Source organism: Parvimonas micra, assembly GCF_037482165.1.
Taxonomy (GTDB): domain Bacteria; phylum Bacillota; class Clostridia; order Tissierellales; family Peptoniphilaceae; genus Parvimonas.
This window is the reverse complement of sequence record NZ_CP148048.1, coordinates 1,488,962-1,507,045: the sequence shown is the minus strand read 5'-3', so window position 1 is coordinate 1,507,045 and position 18,084 is coordinate 1,488,962. Positions and strand designations below refer to the sequence as shown.

General features: G+C 30.1%; 15 protein-coding genes. 12 read left to right on the top strand and 3 right to left on the bottom strand.

What is annotated here, in order from left to right; all coding sequences use genetic code 11:
• Window positions 1-20: 20 nt before the first annotated feature.
• A complete protein-coding gene (locus tag WFJ11_RS07270) occupies window positions 21-1,181 on the bottom strand; it encodes a CD0519/CD1768 family membrane protein (protein WP_293439898.1) in 1,161 nt (386 codons plus the stop codon).
• A 254-nt stretch (window positions 1,182-1,435) separates the two neighbouring features.
• Window positions 1,436-2,122, bottom strand: a complete 687-nt coding sequence (locus tag WFJ11_RS07265; protein WP_338817358.1) for a lysoplasmalogenase family protein — start codon at window positions 2,120-2,122, stop codon at window positions 1,436-1,438.
• Window positions 2,123-2,278: 156 nt separating this feature from the next.
• Between WFJ11_RS07265 and WFJ11_RS07260 the strand changes: the two genes are divergently transcribed.
• From WFJ11_RS07260 to WFJ11_RS07220, 9 genes are all read left to right on the top strand, one after another.
• A complete protein-coding gene (locus WFJ11_RS07260; protein ID WP_009354849.1) occupies window positions 2,279-2,464 on the top strand; it encodes a hypothetical protein in 186 nt (61 codons plus the stop codon).
• Between the two features lie 10 nt (window positions 2,465-2,474).
• Entirely contained in the window at window positions 2,475-2,690 is a 216-nt protein-coding gene (locus WFJ11_RS07255; protein ID WP_009354829.1) for a DUF2922 family protein, read from the top strand.
• 48 nt (window positions 2,691-2,738) lie between these two features.
• Window positions 2,739-2,873, top strand: coding sequence for a YvrJ family protein (locus tag WFJ11_RS07250; protein ID WP_009354656.1), 135 nt, complete (start codon window positions 2,739-2,741; stop codon window positions 2,871-2,873).
• An 8-nt stretch (window positions 2,874-2,881) separates the two neighbouring features.
• On the top strand, window positions 2,882-3,670 hold the full coding sequence (locus WFJ11_RS07245; protein ID WP_338817357.1) for a peptidoglycan amidohydrolase family protein: 789 nt from the start codon (window positions 2,882-2,884) through the stop codon (window positions 3,668-3,670).
• Between the two features lie 365 nt (window positions 3,671-4,035).
• Entirely contained in the window at window positions 4,036-5,553 is a 1,518-nt protein-coding gene (locus WFJ11_RS07240; RefSeq protein WP_338817356.1) for a C69 family dipeptidase, read from the top strand.
• 141 nt (window positions 5,554-5,694) lie between these two features.
• Complete coding sequence (locus WFJ11_RS07235; RefSeq protein WP_338817354.1) at window positions 5,695-7,233, top strand: ABC-F family ATP-binding cassette domain-containing protein; 1,539 nt, start codon at window positions 5,695-5,697, stop codon at window positions 7,231-7,233.
• Between the two features lie 148 nt (window positions 7,234-7,381).
• Entirely contained in the window at window positions 7,382-8,281 is a 900-nt protein-coding gene (locus WFJ11_RS07230; protein ID WP_338817353.1) for a class C sortase, read from the top strand.
• An 8-nt stretch (window positions 8,282-8,289) separates the two neighbouring features.
• The gene (locus tag WFJ11_RS07225; RefSeq protein WP_338817352.1) at window positions 8,290-9,168 is read left to right on the top strand and encodes a class C sortase; all 879 of its coding nucleotides are present in this window, start codon (window positions 8,290-8,292) and stop codon (window positions 9,166-9,168) included.
• Window positions 9,169-9,185: 17 nt separating this feature from the next.
• The gene (locus tag WFJ11_RS07220; protein ID WP_338817351.1) at window positions 9,186-10,019 is read left to right on the top strand and encodes a class C sortase; all 834 of its coding nucleotides are present in this window, start codon (window positions 9,186-9,188) and stop codon (window positions 10,017-10,019) included.
• Between the two features lie 120 nt (window positions 10,020-10,139).
• On the opposite strand, the gene WFJ11_RS07215 is transcribed toward WFJ11_RS07220, so the two are convergent.
• Window positions 10,140-12,752 (bottom strand): SpaA isopeptide-forming pilin-related protein, encoded by a 2,613-nt coding sequence (locus WFJ11_RS07215; protein ID WP_338817350.1) that lies wholly within the window; start codon window positions 12,750-12,752, stop codon window positions 10,140-10,142.
• Between the two features lie 402 nt (window positions 12,753-13,154).
• Here WFJ11_RS07215 and WFJ11_RS07210 point away from each other — a divergent pair, with 402 nt between their 5' ends.
• The 3 genes from WFJ11_RS07210 to WFJ11_RS07200 all read left to right on the top strand — a co-directional run bounded on the left by WFJ11_RS07210 (window position 13,155) and on the right by WFJ11_RS07200 (window position 17,982).
• Window positions 13,155-15,206: a pilin N-terminal domain-containing protein gene (locus WFJ11_RS07210; protein ID WP_338817349.1), complete on the top strand. Its 2,052-nt coding sequence runs from the start codon at window positions 13,155-13,157 to the stop codon at window positions 15,204-15,206.
• Window positions 15,207-15,275: 69 nt separating this feature from the next.
• Window positions 15,276-16,469 (top strand): MSCRAMM family protein, encoded by a 1,194-nt coding sequence (locus WFJ11_RS07205; RefSeq protein ID WP_338817348.1) that lies wholly within the window; start codon window positions 15,276-15,278, stop codon window positions 16,467-16,469.
• A gap of 268 nt (window positions 16,470-16,737) precedes the next feature.
• Window positions 16,738-17,982, top strand: coding sequence for an SHIRT domain-containing protein (locus WFJ11_RS07200; protein WP_338817347.1), 1,245 nt, complete (start codon window positions 16,738-16,740; stop codon window positions 17,980-17,982).
• Window positions 17,983-18,084: the final 102 nt, after the last annotated feature.

Sequence of the window (18,084 nt, the reverse complement as noted above, 5' to 3'; positions counted from 1 at the left end):
GCTACCAAAATTTGTAATTTTTAGAATAAATGGAACAACATATATAAAATATGTGCTGCAGCTCCGGCAACTAATCCACCAATTGTATGGCTGATTAATGCTTTTCCTGTTGCTTCTTTTGTTCCAAGTGCATCCATCATTGCAATGTGAGTTGAGATATATCCACTCCAGCACATACAGATTGCAGTGAATACTGCAATGTCGTTTCCAGAAACTTTTCCTACTGCTGCCATTTTTGCAACTGTTCCTATTGCTGCTCCTGTTGAGCCTAATGCAGTTATTGGAACTGCTATTGCTTCTGGAGAGCTGAAACCGAATAATGGATTAAGTATGAAAGATAATTTTGATCCTATCCATGGAAGAATGCCAACACCTTCGTTAGCTGCCCCAGTATAGACTCCTTCAGCTCCAGGTCCATTTGTAAGAATAATAACTAATGTACAAATTATTACAACGCCAGGAATAATTGAAAGTCCCATATCAACTCCAACTTTTCCACCATCAAGGATAGCTTGGATGAATCTTGAACCTGCACTACCTTCTCTAACAACTCTTGAGTTTTCTGGAATTTCAACACTTGATTTTACTTCAACATATTCAGTCGTTCCATACATTTTTTTAGTAGCAAGCATCATAAGTCTAACAGATACTACACTACCTATAACTGCTCCCAAGTTACCGATTAAAGCACTTGTAACAGCTCCTTCAACATTAAGTCCCATCATTGTAGTTGTAGTGATAAGACCCATACCAAAAGCAGTTCCAAGATTTGTAAGAGCTGGCATTTGATATTTTTTGAAATAACGTCTAAAGTTATCATCATGTGCTAATGTTAAGATAGCAGGGTTGTCTGATAGGTAACAGTTTAACATACCTAGAGATGAAGCTCCTGGTAAGTCATAAATAGGTTTCATAATTTTTGACAGAAGTTTATTTACAAGAGCTATTACTCCAAATTCAGAGAATAGACCTGAAATTGCTCCAGCCAATACGGCAATCGCCATCAAGTAAAGACATACGTTCATAAGCAAGTCAAAACCTGTATTCATCATAGTTTTGATCATATTTATTCCACCCATTTTTCTACCAATTAAGATAAAAAAAGTTAGGAATAAACCAAGGCAAAGAAAGTTTTCGAGTCCAATATCTTTTTTGAATCTTCCAATATTCTTTTCTTCCAATTCAATATACCTCCGATAAATAAATACTGAAATTATTTTACCATAAAAAGTATAAAAACACAATGGAAAAAGTAGTTTTTATAAAGGTTTTTAATAAAATATTTTTTATTTTTAAAGCATTGAAAAGTTAAATTTTTTTAAGGTAAAAATGTATGTGTTTTCACAATAAGAACCCCACCCTTTCACGATGCTTCGCATCGGGTGAGTTCCCGGGAACCTTGTTGTTTCACAAAAAAACGACTGAATACAGTCGTTTATATTAACAATAGTCCAAAACCCATTATTAAAAGAAATTTTGCAATTGAATAGGTAAATGTTGTACAGATGTTAAAAAATCTATTGTTTTTAATAAATGCAACAAACAAAAATAATGAGTTTGATATAAGGAATAGATTACTTCCGAAAATCAAAAACAATACACCACTTCTGTAATTGAAAATTCCAGTTAAAATAGTCAAAATACAAAGAGTTGCATTAAAAAATGCAAATGCATAAAGATATATTATATCTTTTCTAAAGTATTCACTCGCATATTCAAATGAAACAATAATTTCAAAAGCTACAAATCCAAAATACAATACCATTAGTAATATTGTAAGTAAATAGTTTAAATTCGTTATTTTTATGAAATTTACGAGTTTTATTATATAAAAAGTCATTTCGATAATAAATAAAGGAAGACCCATAATTATGTTTTTCTTATTTCTTCTAGTGAATAAAATATCTCCAAACCAGAAGAATAAAATAGCTAGATATATTAAAATATCGTGATTTTTAAATCTAAAAAAATAGAATAATGCCAATAATGGCATTAATAATACATTGAAAAAATTTCTTTCCGTATTCTTTTTTTGTAATATCATATATAAATTACCAAAGGTAAATAATGTATAAATTAATAAAATCAGGTACGAAATAATTTTAAATATCCCGTTGTTCATATTGCCTCCAAATTTCTTAGTATTAATTATTTTAACATAAAAAGTCGCTATAAACAAGTTAAAGGAATAATAAATAAACCTTATCCCCCCTTTTTTCTAAAAAATTTTATTATATAAGTGTAAGGCTTACAAAATAAATAAAAAAGGAGAAAAGATATGGCTAAAAAGTATTTAAAGGTTAGTTTTAACCTTGCTAATTCTAAAAAGAGAAGTGTGACTGTTAAGAATATTCAAAGTGAATCTTCTGATGAAAATTTAAAGAAATTAGGAGAATTCGTTGAAAAATTTATTGACGGTACAAGAAAAGAAACAATTAAAGTCGTAGAAACAACTTTAGAATAGGAGGTAAAGTATGAAGAAAACATTAAGTATGACTCTAATATTAGAGGATGGAAAAAATATGGCATTTACAATTTCTAATATAAAAAATATATCAGCAGATGAAGCTTCTGATATTATAAAAACTTTTGATTATAAGTCAGTTTTGGCTAAGGATAATTTAAAAGTTACTGGAATTAAAAAGGCTAATATTATTTCAACAAGCTATGATGAAGTAACAGTAATCTAGTAAAAAAAGACCTTTGGGTCTTTTTTTTGCTTAAGATAGGAGGAAAAAATGGAAAATATAATTGCAAGTATTTCAAATGTAGGCTTTCCTGTTGCTCTTTCTGTATTCTTATTGCTTAGGTTTGAAAAGAAGATTGACGAACTTACAAAGGCTATAAATGAATTAGTTGTTAAACTTAAATAGGAGTTTTTATGATAGATATTGAAAAGGCGATAAAGTGGTTTGAAAACAGAAAAGGCAAGGTTTCTTATTCTATGCAAAATAGGAATGGATCTTCCAGTTATGATTGTTCATCTTCCATATATTATGCACTTAGGTCTGCAGGGGCAAAAAGCAATGGTTGGACTATTGACACCAAACACGAACATTCATGGCTTACAGAGAATGGTTTTGAAAAGATAACAGATAATCTTCCTTGGAATGCCAAAAGAGGAGATATTTTTATCTGGGGAAAAAAGGAAAATAATAGCGCGAGTTTTGGACATACTGGAATTTTCATTGACGAAAATAGAATTATTCATTGTAATTATTCTGCAAATGGAATTTCTGTAGATAATCACGATAAACTCTGGGTTTATGCAGGCAGACCACATTATTTTGTATATAGATTAAAAGAATTTCAAAATGAAGGAGAATATATGGAGCTTTTGGATATAAAGAGTAAAATTAAAGGCTTCTATTCAATCGACAGCTTACCTTGGTTTTGTGAAGATAAAAGTATGATTGGAACAACTCAAAATCATCAAGGAGAAGAAGTAACTTTAACTCGAAAATGGGGAAGTTATTACTATGTAAAGGAATTAAAAGGCTGGGTTGATTACAGAGCTTTTATAAATGAAAAAGCTATAAGAGAAGTTGCGAAAGAAGTCATTCAAGGAAACTGGGGCAATGGCGAATTAAGACGTGCAAGACTTGAAAATGCAGGATACAATTATGAGGAAGTACAAAAGGAAGTCAACAGATTATTAAAAAGTAAATAGTTTTATATTATAAAAGACAATTAATGGAGAGTTACCGTTAATTGTTTTTTTTGTTGTGAAATATTTTGAGCTTAATTTATTGTTAAGTCCTTTGCAGGACTTACTATTATTTGCAAGCAAATAATAGCGTGAGATCTCTCGACTTCATTCACTTCGTTCATTTTGCTCGAGATGACGTGTTAGGTGCATTTATTTGCAAAAGCACTATGACGTGAAGCATTTTATTTTTCATTATATTCATAATTTAAAATAGGAGAAATGTTTAAGTTTTTTTGAAACAAAAAAATACTTTTACTTTTTTGTTAATTTGAGTTATAATATAATTGTAGTTAATAATAACTATTATTTAGAAAGAGAGGTTTGTTATGTGTACTACAATTCTTATAGGTAAAAAAGCAAGTTATGACGGTTCAACTTTGGTTGCTCGTATTGAAGATTCTTCAGCGGGAATGTTTAAATCAAAAAAATTTATCGTTGTTGAGCCTAAGGATCAACCAATTCATTATAAATCTGTTCGTACAGATTGTAAAATTGAATTGCCTAAAAATCCAATGCGTTATACTTGTCTTCCAAATGTAAAAAAATGGCGTGGAGTCTGGGGAGCTTGTGGTGTTAATGAAAAAAATGTTTCAATGACTGCAACAGAAACTATTACTACAAATGAAAGAGTTTTGGGAGCAGATCCTTTAGTGGAATTTGAACCTGACATTATAAAAAAAGGTGGAATAGGTGAAGAAGATTTTGTTGTAATTACTCTTCCTTATATAAATAGTGCTAAGGAAGGTGTTGAAAGACTTGGTGCATTAATAGAAAAATATGGAACTTATGAAAGTAACGGAATTGCTTTTCAAGATGTAGATTCTATTTGGTGGTTTGAAACAATCGGCGGTCATCACTGGATAGCAAGAAGAGTTCCTGACGAGGTTTATGTTGTAATGCCAAATCAATTCGGACTTGATCATTTTGATTTTGAAGATGCTTACGGAGCAAAAGAAGAATTTATGTGTTCATCAGATTTGAAAGAATTTGTTGAAGAGAATTTCCTTGACTTATCTCTTGGCAAATTGATTGATGAATTTGATGAAGATTATGATGAGGATTATGAAGAACCTTTCAATCCGAGAGTTGCTTTTGGAAGTCATTCTGATGCGGATCATACTTACAACACACCTCGTGCTTGGGTAATGCTAAGATATTTCAATCCAAATACTTTTGATTGGGATGGAGAAGATGCTGAGTTTAAGCCACATAGTGATAATCTTCCTTGGTGCATGATTCCTGAAAAGAAGATTACAATAGAAGATGTTAAATATATTATGTCTAATCACTATCAAGGAACTCCTTATGACCCATATCTAAAGAATGGAGATTTATCACAAAGGGGTAAATTTAGACCTATAGGTATAAATCGTAATGATGTTTTGGCTTTGGTTCAAATAAGACCTTATATGCCTGAAGAAATTAGAAGTATTGAGTGGCTATCCTTCGGTTCAAATGTATTTAATGCAATTGTTCCATATTATGCAAATATTACTAAAACACCTGAATATTTGGAAAATACAACTCTTACTCCTTCAACAGATAATTTCTATTGGATAAATCGTATTATCGGAGCACTTTGCGATGCGCATTTTCCATCAACTGCTTCTCATGTTGAAAGATATCAAAATGCAGTTCAATCAAAATGTCGTGAATTCTTGAATAAATATGATAAAGAATTTTTGAAGAAAAAATCAAAGATAAAGAATGTTCATGAATTTTTAGAAAAAGCAAATGATGAGATAACAGATTTTGTAAAAGACCAAACAAATGATTTACTTGATAAAACACTTTTCACAGCAAGTTGTGAAATGAAAAACGGATTTTCAAGATCAGATGCTTAAAAGACTTTAAAAAAGACTAAATTGCCGTCAGAAATGACGGCTTTTTTGTTGAAATATATGTCCTTTTAATTAGTTGTTTAAATTTTTACTTAAATTGAAAAATATGGTAAAATATGTAGAGCTATACTAAAAGGAGAAGAAATGAGTATTTTAACTGTAAAAAATTTGAGCCACAGTTTTGGTGGTCGTCAAATACTTAAAGATGTAAATTTTAGACTTTTAAAAGGTGAACATATAGGACTTGTTGGACCAAATGGAGAGGGCAAAAGTACCTTTCTAAATTTGGTTACTGGAAAACTTGAAGCTGAAGAGGGAAGTATCGAATGGGCAAAGAGAGTAAGAATTGGCTATCTTGACCAACATTCTGTAATTGGTGCGAATATGACTGTTCGTGATGTTTTAAAATCAGCCTTTTCGTATCTTTTTGAAGTTGAAAGTGAATTAAATGATATTTATATGAAAATGGGTGAATTATCAGGTCAAGAACTTGATGATATTATGCTTGATGCGGCGGAGCTTCAAGAATTACTTGAAACGAATGACTTTTATATGATTGATTCCAAGATTGATGAAATTGCTCATAATATGGGAATTAAAGAATGGCTTGATAGTGACCTTTCGGGTGGACAACGTTCAAAGATTTTACTTGCAAAATTGCTTTTAGAAAAGCCTGATATTTTGCTTCTTGACGAGCCTACTAACTACTTGGACGAAGAGCATATAAATTGGCTTAGAAGATATTTACAAAATTATGAAAACGCCTTTATTTTAATTTCTCATGATATCTCATTTTTAAATTCTGTAATAAATTTGATTTACCATGTTGAAAATTGTGAAGTAAATAGATATGTTGGAGATTATGATGAGTTTTTAAGACTGAAAGAGTTGAGACAAAGACAAATTGAAGCGGCTTATAAAAAACAACAACAGGAAATTCAAGAACTTGAGGACTTTGTTCAACGTAATAAGGCAAGAGTTGCTACTAGAAATATGGCAATGTCAAGACAGAAAAAACTTGATAAAATGGAAAAGATTGAGCTTGTAAGAGAAAAGCCAAAGCCTGAATTTTATTTTGAAACAGCTCCTTCTACAAGCAGATTAATTTTTGAAACAGAAGATTTGGTAATAGGTTATGACAAGCCTATAAGTAAGCCTTTAAATCTTCGTATGGAAAGAGGAGATAGGATTGCCATTGTAGGAGCAAACGGACTTGGTAAGACAACTCTTGTAAATACAATTCTTGGAAATATTAAAGCTATTTCAGGTTCTGTTTCTTTTGGTCAAAACTTAGCAATAGGATATTTTAAACAAGAAGAGCATTACGAAAATAACAATACTCCAATTGATGAGATGTGGGAGAAATTTCCAAGTTGGGAACAATTTAAAATTCGTGCTGCCCTGGCAAAATGTTCTCTTACAACTGTGCATATCGAATCACAGATGAAAGTTTTAAGCGGAGGAGAACAGGCAAAGGTAAGACTTTGTAAGATTTTAAATGAAAAGACAAATATTCTAATGCTTGACGAACCTACAAACCATCTTGACCCAGAGTCAAAGGAAGAATTAAAAAGAGCTTTAAAGGAATATAAGGGTGGAATATTTTTAATCTCTCACGAAAAAGACTTTTATACAGAAATAGCGACAGAAATTTGGAATATGGAAGATTTTTCACTATTATAAAATACCGTCAACTATGACGGTTTTTTTATGCTTTTATCTCTTGTATTTTTCTGAGAAAAATAATATAATCATAATTAAGCGTTTTTGAATTATTTAATAAATTGTTAATATTTTGATATTAAATAATTAATATTTTTAAGGAGTTTTTATGAGTGATATAGATATAAAAATTTCTAAGAAAAAGTCCAAAAAGAAAAGTAATTGGCCTTTTATTTTAGTTTTTTTACTTGGTTTTGGGATACTTATGTATCCTATAATCACTAGATTGTATTATAGAGTTGAATCAAAAAATGTTATCTCAACTTTTGACAGCGAAAAAGAAAAATTGTCAAAAGAAGAAGTTAAAAGAAGAATGGAGTTAGCAAAGGCATATAATAGTTCTTTGCATAATGAAGTTACTAATGACCCTTATTCTGATGAAAAAAAGAAAGAGGGCAAGGCTGAGTATGCGAGAATGATTGAAATTCACGAATACATCGGACATGTTCAGATACCTGCCATTGATGTTGATGTGCCAATTTATGCGGGAACTGATGAAGAAGTTCTTCAAAAAGGTGCAGGTCATTTGGAAGGGACATCTCTTCCTATTGGTGGGATTAACACACATACTGTTATAACTGCACATAGTGGACTTCCTACAGCAACTTTATTTACAAATCTTTTAAAACTTCAAATTGGAGATAAATTTTATATTCATAATTTCGCTGAAACTTTGGCTTATCAGATTGATCAAATCAAAGTTGTTGAGCCTTCAACTTTTGATGATTTACTTATTTCCGAAGGAAAAGACTATGCTACTCTTTTAACTTGTACACCTTATATGATTAATACTCATAGATTATTGGTTAGGGGACATAGAGTTGAATATGACAAAGACCTTGTTGATAAGGAGTTATTGGAGGGCAAAAAGAATATCTGGTATATGTATTTATTCTACTTTATTTTATTTTTACTTGTAATTTTAATTATTTCCACTTTGTATTATGTTAGAAAGAGGAAAAAAATTAGTAAAAAACTAGAAAAAATAGATGTAGATAATATTAAATAGAGGTTTTTATGAAAATTAAAGATAATAAAGCTAAAGGCAAAAGCTGGAAAAAGACAAAACTTCCTTTTATCTTCGTCTTTTTAATCGGATTTTGCATTATGATTTATCCTTTTGTATCTCAATGGTATTATAGAGTTGATAGTGGAAAGCGTATTGAAAACTTTGAAAAGGAAGCGGGAAAACTCTCTAAGGAAGAAATAGAAGAGAGAATAAAACTTGCTAAGGCATATAATTCAACACTTGATCCTTCCAAACTTTCTGACCCTTATTCTAAAGAAGAAAAAAATAGGGGAGTAGCGGAGTATGCGAGAATGTTACAAGTTGGAGAGTTGATAGGTCATGTTGAAATACCTAAGATTGATGAAAATTTACCGATTTATGCAGGGACATCAGAAGATATTTTGCAAAAAGGAGCAGGTCACTTAGAGGGTTCTTCTCTTCCTGTGGGTGGAGAAGGTACACATTCAGTAATCACTGCTCATAGAGGACTTCCAACTGCTGCACTTTTTACAAAGCTGGATAAATTACAAAAAGGGGATGTATTCTTCATTCACAATATTCAAACTGTTTTAGCTTATGAAGTTGATCAGATTTTGGTTGTTGAGCCATCAGATTTTTCTCCAATTTTGGTTGAAAGCGGAAAGGATTATGTAACCCTTTTGACTTGTACACCTTATATGGTTAATTCACATAGACTTTTAGTTAGAGGGCATAGGATTGAATACACTCCACTTGATAAGGCAAAAAATGTTAGCAAGAGAAGAAGTTTTTTCAGAAAATATTTTTATTGGTTACTTATGATTTTTATAATAGCACTAATTATTTTCTTATATAATTTTAAGAAATATATGGATGTTAGAAAGAGAATTAAAGAGCTTAAATTGTAAAGAATGGGTTAAATTAAATGAAAAGTAAAAAAGTAAGAATTGTTGGATATTTGATTATGATTATAGGAATTTCACTTCCATTATACACTTTTACTAATTTGGTGTTTAATAATTATAGGCAAAAGTCCATGTATGAAGAGTTTAAGTTACTTCAAGAAAAAATGAGTGAAGAGGAAAAAACTCAACTTGAAAATTCAATAAAAGAGTATAATAACAATGTAAAAAGTTCAAGTATTGTAGATCCTTTTAGCAATGAAGAATATAACACTGTTTATGAATTTAAAAAAGGAGATCCTGATGGAATTTTTGCATATATAAGAATTCCTGCCATAGATTTATACAAACCTATAAGACTTGATGCCTCCTATAAACATCTAGATAATGGTGTTGCGCATATTGACGGAACAGCACTCCCAACTGGAGGAAATGGGAATAGAAGTGTAATCGCGGGACATAGAGGTTGGTATAAAGATGTAATGTTTTTAAATATTTCTAAATTGAAAAAAGGCGATAAAGTTTATATCGAAAGAGCTGGAAAAACATTAACTTATGTAGTTTCAAATACGGAAATTATAAAACCTTATGAGTGGGAAAAATTAGAACCAGAAAAAGATAAGGATATTTTGACATTGCTTACTTGTGACCCTGCAATTCCACCAAGCCCTTATCGAATGCTTGTAAATTGTGAAAGATTAGTAGAAAATACTGGGGAACAAGTTGAAAAAAAAGAAGAAATAAATAAAGATGTAAAAAATATGTCTATTTTTGTATACTCTATTACTGGAGGATTGTGGATTGTATTTATCTTTACAGGATATAAATTTATAAAATTTTTAATAAAAAGAAAATAAGAACCCCACCCTTCCACGACGCTTCGCATCGGGTGGGGGCCCGGGAACCTTGTTGTTTCGCAATAGAAAAGACCTTGAGTTTTAAAACTTAAGGTCTTTTTTTATAAATTTTTTAATTTACTAAATTGATTTTTTCTTTTGAACTATATAATATGCTCCAGCAGAACATACCATAAATAATACTCCCGTTATGATAAACAAAGCTGTTCCACTTCCACCTGTATGAGGGTATACTGTTTTTTCATTTGTAATATTGAGATTTTTAGTTTCTATATCTTCTCCATTTTCTTGGTATAAGACAATATTTTTAACTGTAGAAACTCCGTTTTGAACTTCTTTTTCTAAAATTATTTTTCTTTCTTCATTATCAATTTTTATGTGATATTCAATATTTGATTTTTTATATCCCATAGGAGCATTCTTTTCAGTAAGAATGTAAGTACCACTTTCAAAGTCAAGTGGAATTTCAAACTTAAAGCCATCTGCTGTACTCTTAGTTAAATCGTAAATTTCAGTCTTTCCTGAACTTCCTTTTAATTCTAATTCCAAGTTTCCTTCTTTAATCAACTCGCCTAAAAGATTCACTTTATTTAACATAAAGTACATTGGAGTAAGTTTCTTGTTTTCGATATTATAAAAAGCTTCTTTAGATGAAAATATTGAATTATCGTATTCAATTTCACCTTTTTTATTTACTTTGAAATATCTTACAAAATCCTTAGGAGTTCGGTATCCTTCAGGAGCTTTTAATTCCTTAATTGCATATTCTCCAACTTCAAGTCCGTTAAATTTGAATTTTCCGTCATTACCAGACTTTGAAATAACATTCTTATTATCTTTAGTTACAACTTCATATTCTCCATTTTGAGACTTTTTATATAATTCAAACTCAATATTTTCAATAGGAATTTTATTATTTCCCTCTTTTTTGTACTTTAAAAATTCAATTTCAATATCTTTTATATTTGTTATCTTAACATCTCCAGATGTTGATTGAATGAAATTTTTATTATTTGAATATTCTATCTTAGTTTCAAAGTCTTTTGATAAAGCTTCTTCCTTAACATAATATTCAAAAGAATATCCAAGATTGTCAAAAGGTATTAATTTTTCGAATTTATTCTTCCAATCACTAGCTTTATTTAGAGTTCTTTCAGCAATTACTGTTTCTTTTTTAGAATTTGGAACTCTCGGATTAGTCGACTTCCTTATAAGCTTTATCTTAACATCTTTTCGCATTTCTTCAGGTAATTCATTACCACTCTTATATTTCCAAATCTTTTCTACATTTATATCTAAATACTCAGCTTTTACAGAAGGAATTGGAAAATCGATAGATTTATTAGGGTTGCTATCCTTAGGAACCAATTTTGTTGGACCATTAACCTGATAGAATTTCCCTATCTTAAAATCTTTATCTTCTGTTCTTAAATTAACCTTATACCTTAAATTAACCCATTGATCCTTTCCTAGATGCAAACCAGTTAAAGTAAGTTGTCTTGTATGTTTACTATAATTAATATCTACAGCTTCTAAAATAGAATCGTTAGATGCAGTAAGTTTAAAGCTTTCAGGATTAGACAAGTTTAAATCTACCATTTGCCCCATAGGATCTGTTACAGTTCCATTAACAACTGTATTATGAATGTCCTTTTCTATTTTGCTAAGTATAGAGCTTAGTTGATTTACATTAGCAGAATCGTAATAATGATTTGGTGAAGTTGAAATGCTCTTCATCAACTTAACAATATCAGGTTTTTCAAGTGTTCCACTTGGATAATATTTTCCACCATTATATTTCTCTTGTGCAAGTTCAATACCGATTGTATAAGTTGCAATATCTTTAGTAAACTTTTTAGCTTCATAAGATGTTGGAATACCGTGGTTATTCACATAAAGATTACTATTAGTTAATGGATTCCAAACACTATAAGCATTATGTTCATATGCAAAATTTTGTCCTAAAAAGTAAGTTAGCCCAGTTCCCTTTATGGTATTAGAAAATTGTGCTCCGTCTCTGTCTATCGAAGTCATTTCATAAGAATTAGTAGGCATACCATCAGTCAAATGTACTATTATTTTTTGCTTTGCATTACTTGTACTTAAAATCTGACGAGCTTCTTTAAGTGCCGCTTGTGTAAATGTTCCTCCAAGATATGTTTGACCTCGAGTTGTAGGAATATTACTAGGGACTTTATTTATAATTTCATTTGGATTTGTTGTAAAATGTTTAACACAAAGATCAGATGAATATCCAGGGCGCGCAGCATGACCTACATATCTTCCGTCGAATACATCAGTACCATAAGTTACTAAGGCAAGTCTTACTTTTCCTTTTCCATCTTTAAGAACATTCTTAGTAAATTCACTTAGTACTTTATGTGCAATACCAACACGATTATTTCTTTGCATTGAGTTGGAGTTATCCAAAACAATTACAATATCTTTAGTAATATCTTCTTCTTTATATTTTCCCTCAATTTTTAAATCTACATAAAACTCTCCATCCCTTTCGCCTTTGCTAACAGTTTTGGACAGTTTAGCATCTTCATAATCTATTGGTTGATTTTTAGCATTTCTAATAAGACCATCTATTTCATCATAATCAGTTGGAAAAGTTCCTTCTTGATTTGTTGTATAGCCTATTTCGGCATTAACAAAAGCTGATGATGTAAATTGAAATAAAAAAACTAAAACTAAAAAGCAACTAATTAAGACTTTTTTCGATTTCATTTCATTACCTTCCCCGAAAATAAATATATGTTAATCGTAAATATAATATGAACAAAAAACAAAATACCATTGTTTTTTTACTATTGTGCATAAATATTCACTTCGAAATTTTTTTCTACAAAATTAACCATTATCAGTTTACAACATATTTAAAATAAAATCAATCCCTAAGAGTAAAAAAATTATTAAACTTACAAATTTATAAAATATTTGGATTTTCTATTGTTTTTTTTCTGAATTAATGATATACTTATCGTGAAATTATAGAATATTTAGCATAGATATTCATAAAATTTAAATTTATAAGAGTATAATTTGCAAAAATTTGACATTAATAAGTCAAATTTTACTTATGTAAGCTCAAAAATTATAAGAATTTATTTATAGGAGGAGAGATTAGTTATGAAAAAAATAACTAAGATGATTGTTTCAAGTGTGTTAGCATTTGCAATGGTTATCGGAATGTTTTCATCCATGTTTTCACCTGCAAAAGTAAGCGCTGAAGGAAATGGAACAAAAAAAGTAACTTTGCATAAATTACTTTTAAAGACAAAAGATGAATTAGAAAAATGGGATAGTGAAAAAGTTAAAAAAGGTGGTTACAATGGAACTCAAGACCTTAACCAACTAAACCAAATTTTATCAAAAATTGGTGGTGGACATCCTGATTCTGTAAAAGAAATTCCTGGTGTTTATTTTGCTTGGCAAAAGAAAAATAATGCTGGTGAATGGAAATACATCAAAAGTGATGGATCAGATGCTACTGGATTAGATGATCCTAACATTTTAGGTGGTCTTACAACAGCTACTGGTAAAGACTTTGATGTTACAAATCTTCCTGCCGGTGAATACCAAATAGTTGAAATTAGAGAAAAATCAACTTATGTTGGTAAAGGTGGAGAAACATTAACTTCTCAAAAAGCTGTACCAGTTCTTATAACTTTACCTTTGGTTAAAGAAGACGGAGTTATTGAAAATGCTCATGTTTATCCAAAGAATGTTCAAGAAAAGCCTCAAGTTGATAAGAATCTTGAAGGACAAACAGATTATAATAAGGCAGAACAACCAAAGGGTAATGTAAATAAGATGATTGGTGATGAAGTTCCATACGAAGTAAAAACTAAACTTCCAAAAGATGCTAAATATAAGACTTTAAGATGGGAAGATACTATGACTAAAGGACTTACTTACAAAAAAGGTTTAGAACTTACTGTTAAAGTATTAGAACCTGCTGAAGATGTAACATTAACTTCTGGAACTGATTATGAATTAACAGAAAATGGCAGCGGATTTGTTTTAAATTTCAAAGCTGATGGACTTAAGAAAATTGAAGATGCTACTAAAAAAGGTGAAGTTGAATTTATTTTAAAATATAAAGCTATTTTAAATGGGGAAGCTGTAGTTGATACTCCAGATAAGAACCAAGTTAAATTTGATTATGATAATAAAGTAAGAGAATTCAAAGACCCAAGAGAAAATGAAGTAACTCCAAAGGATAATTCTATAGAAGTTACAAAGAGTTGGGCTGAAGGAAATGCTCCTGCTGGTGTTACTGTAACATATTACTTATATGAAAAAGGTGCAACTGCTGGAGATGATAAGGTTGTAGATAGTGTTACTAAAAAGGACAATTTTAATCACAAATTTACAGGCTTAGATGCTAATAAAAAATACTATGTAAAAGAAATTGTTGCTGGATATACTCCTGAATATAAAACTGAAGATGGAAAGGTTACTGTTAAGAACACAAAAACTCCTGACAGTCCTGTACCTGTAATTCCAACTTCTCCAGAAGTAGTAACTTATGGAAAGAAATTTGTTAAAACTGGTGAAAATGGAACTGATAGATTAGCTGGTGCTGAATTTGTTGTTGAAAATGCAGATGGTAAATTCTTAGGATTAAAAGACTCTGCTACAGTTAAAGCTGACAGAGATGCTTATACAGCAGCTCAAAAGAAATATGATGATGCAATAAAGGCTTATAATGATTTACCTACTGATCAACAACAAGGTCAAGCAGGAACAGATGCTAAAGAAAAAATTGAAGAAGCTAAGGTTATTCGTGATAAAGCATTCTTAAAAGTAAGAACTGACTATGAATGGACTACTGAAGCTAAGGCTGTTAAATTTACTTCTAACAAAGATGGTCAATTTGAAGTTGCAGGTCTTTTAGCAGGAAACTACAAACTAAAAGAAGTTAGAGCTCCTGAAGGTTATGCGTTATTAAGTGGAAAAATTGATTTTGAAGTGAATGCAAATTCCTATTCAAGTGCTGGGGATATTAATTATTCTCAAGATCAAGCTGGTAAGACAGATGCAACAAAAGTTATAAATAAAAAAGTTACTATTCCTCAAACAGGTGGAGTAGGTACAGTTATCTTCACTGTTATTGGTATTACTCTTATGGGAGTTGCAGTTTATGCAATGAAGAGAAGAAATGCTGAAGAAAAATAATCTATAAAAATTAAATAATTATATCAGGAGTTTTCTCCTGATATAATTTTAGTTGAAGGAGAAGAAGCATTGAAAAAATTTACGAAAAATTTAATATCTATTGTAATGGCTTTTGTATTGCTTCTGAATATAGGCTTTATTAGCAAAACAGTATTTGCATCTGAAACTATAGATATTTTCTTGATTTCTCAAAAGGGAAAAGAAGAGAAAAAACCTATAAGAGATACTAAGTTAAAAGTTTGGAAGCTTAAAGACAGTTATGCTAATAAAGAAAAAAGTGAAATTATCGAAGAACTAAAAGATTTAAAAGATGAAGATATAAGTAAAGAAAATGGTAATTTTACAGAAACATCTAAAAGTGATGTAGATGGAAGAATTACTTTAAGTCTTGAAAAAGGAACTTATTATGTTAGAGAAGTTTCAGATAATTCAAGAGATTATGAAATATCACCTTTTGTTTTTAAAGTTCCTGATGACGGAAATACAATTTATTCTAAAACAATTATAAAAATACCTGATATTTTAGGAAAAGTAAGACTTTTAAAAATATCAGAAGAAAATAACCCTCTTGAAAATGTAGGTTTTAAATTATATATGATAACTGCTAATGGAGATGTCGAAGTTCCACTAACAGAAAACTCATACGACAAAGAGGGCTCAACAAGAACACTCTATACAGATAAAAATGGACAGATTTTTATTGATAAATTACCTTTAGGAGAATATTTCTTTAGAGAAATTGAACCGCTTTCAGGCTATGTAATAGACAAGAGAGATACTTCATTTAAAATCGTTGATGAAAATGAGATGTCTCTTAAAGTAATAAACAAAAAAGCAGAAACCGGAGACAAATTATTTGTTAAAGTTTCAAGTGGTAAAAATCCGAAATTCCTTGAAGGTGCTCATTTTAAAGTAATGATAAAAGATGGAAATAAATTTATTCCTTTTAAAAGAGATGGTAAAGATTATGTACTTGTTTCTGGTAAAAACGGAGGTTTCAAAGTTGAAAATCTTCCTTTTGGAACATACTACTTAGTAGAGACAAAAGCTCCAAAAGGTTATAGTTTGCTTTCAGAAAGTATTGAATTTAAAATAGATGCAAATTCAAAGACTAATGAGGCAACAATTATAAAAAATAAACCGTTTAGAAGAGGACTTCCAAAAACTGGAGATATTCTATTTTTAATTATGACTGTTGGTGGTATAGTAATTTTTATTACTGGATATTTTATTAACAGAAAAGGAAAGAGTAAACAAAATTAATCAATTTTAATATTAATAAGATTGCTAGAGCATTGCAAGATATTGTATATGGCGATGATTTAGAGAGATTTTAAATAGAAAATTACTAAAGAGCTGAGTAGTAAAACTACTAGCTCTTTTTTTGTTATTGAGAATTGCACAAAAAGGAGGATTTATGTTATAATATTAATTGCTATTATCATAATTACTTATATTAGATTAATTTCATTTGTCTAAAATAATGTAATTAAGTTCTAATAGTAAAATATTTTAACAAAAAGGGGGAAAAATGAAGAAGATAAGTTCAAAAATTCTTATTCTTACAATGTTAGTTGCAGTATTGCCGAACGTAAGTTTTGCAGAGCAAGAAAAGAGTGAAAAAGCTCATAATGTTGGTACAAATTTTATTAATCGGAGAGAGGCTGAGAAAAAATATGATGTAATACCTACATTTGTATCAGGGACAGCAGGTAAAAAATTACCAGATGGAGTAGAAAACCAAATTCCACAATCAGCCATTGACGCACCAAAAGGTTTTAAATATAAACTTAAAACTGATTTTAAAGAAGTAAAGGCTGATGGTGGAATTTGGAAATTCAAAAGATGGGAAAAAGTTAATTCAGACGGAACTAAAACAGTAGTAAATAATGAAGTTCAAATTGTAAACGAAGATATCAAATTACAAGGAGTTTGGGAGTTTGAAAAAGAGGGTCAAGTAAATAAATTTAAGGTAGTATATAGATTTATTGCAGTCCCTGACGATAGAGATTTACCAGAAGCAGTTAAAAATAAAAAACCTGCAAATAAAGATGACGTTCCAAATGGTACAAAAATAACTCTTCCAAAATTTGATGATGTAAAAGTAGAAGGAGGAACTTGGAAGTTTATAACTTGGAAGGTTCCAAAAAATAATCAAGTTGAACCTATAGAAAATGAAGCAATAGTTGAAAATGAAGATTTAAGATTACAAGGTGAATGGAAATTTGTAGAAGACAATCAAGAACAACCAGATCCACAAGCTTATAAATGGGTTCAAAATGATAATGGAAAATGGAGTTATCAATCAGCCGATGGAAAGTATAAAGTTAAAGACAGCTGGAAATTCATAAATAATGAATGGTATTTATTTGACAAAGATGGTTATATGATTGCTGATAGCTGGGTTAAAGACAATGAAAAATGGTACTATCTAGAAGCAACTGGTTCAATGTCAAAAAGTGAATGGGTATATAAAGACGGAAGCTGGTTTTATGCTAAATCTAATGGAAGCATAGCAGAAAAAGAATGGGTATACGTAGGTGGAAATTGGTTCTACGCTAAGTCAGGTGGATACATTGCTGAAAATCAATGGGTATATGAAGGCGGAAACTGGTTCTATGCTAAATCTAACGGATATATTGTAGAAAATGAATGGATTTTTGTTGGTGGTAAGTGGTATTATGCTCAAAAAGGAGGATATATCGCTCAAGGCAAAACGCTTAGAATAAGAAATGTAGATTATACTTTTGATAATTCTGGAGCTTGGATTAGATAATTTTTAAAAATAATTATTTTATTATTAAAATAGTTGATATAAGAAAAAAATATTAATAAAATAGAAAAAGGCTAGCATCAACTAGCCTTTTTTATTACGAAG

Excerpts from the sequence above, each read along its gene's own strand:
- WFJ11_RS07265 (WP_338817358.1), bottom strand. The coding sequence starts at position 2,122 with ATGAACAACGGGATATTTAAAATTATTTCGTACCTGATTTTATTAATT.
- WFJ11_RS07260 (WP_009354849.1), top strand. The coding sequence starts at position 2,279 with ATGGCTAAAAAGTATTTAAAGGTTAGTTTTAACCTTGCTAATTCTAAA.
- WFJ11_RS07255 (WP_009354829.1), top strand. The coding sequence starts at position 2,475 with ATGAAGAAAACATTAAGTATGACTCTAATATTAGAGGATGGAAAAAAT.
- WFJ11_RS07250 (WP_009354656.1), top strand. The coding sequence starts at position 2,739 with ATGGAAAATATAATTGCAAGTATTTCAAATGTAGGCTTTCCTGTTGCT.
- WFJ11_RS07245 (WP_338817357.1), top strand. The coding sequence starts at position 2,882 with ATGATAGATATTGAAAAGGCGATAAAGTGGTTTGAAAACAGAAAAGGC.
- WFJ11_RS07240 (WP_338817356.1), top strand. The coding sequence starts at position 4,036 with ATGTGTACTACAATTCTTATAGGTAAAAAAGCAAGTTATGACGGTTCA.
- WFJ11_RS07235 (WP_338817354.1), top strand. The coding sequence starts at position 5,695 with ATGAGTATTTTAACTGTAAAAAATTTGAGCCACAGTTTTGGTGGTCGT.
- WFJ11_RS07230 (WP_338817353.1), top strand. The coding sequence starts at position 7,382 with ATGAGTGATATAGATATAAAAATTTCTAAGAAAAAGTCCAAAAAGAAA.
- WFJ11_RS07225 (WP_338817352.1), top strand. The coding sequence starts at position 8,290 with ATGAAAATTAAAGATAATAAAGCTAAAGGCAAAAGCTGGAAAAAGACA.
- WFJ11_RS07220 (WP_338817351.1), top strand. The coding sequence starts at position 9,186 with ATGAAAAGTAAAAAAGTAAGAATTGTTGGATATTTGATTATGATTATA.
- WFJ11_RS07215 (WP_338817350.1), bottom strand. The coding sequence starts at position 12,752 with ATGAAATCGAAAAAAGTCTTAATTAGTTGCTTTTTAGTTTTAGTTTTT.
- WFJ11_RS07210 (WP_338817349.1), top strand. The coding sequence starts at position 13,155 with ATGAAAAAAATAACTAAGATGATTGTTTCAAGTGTGTTAGCATTTGCA.
- WFJ11_RS07200 (WP_338817347.1), top strand. The coding sequence starts at position 16,738 with ATGAAGAAGATAAGTTCAAAAATTCTTATTCTTACAATGTTAGTTGCA.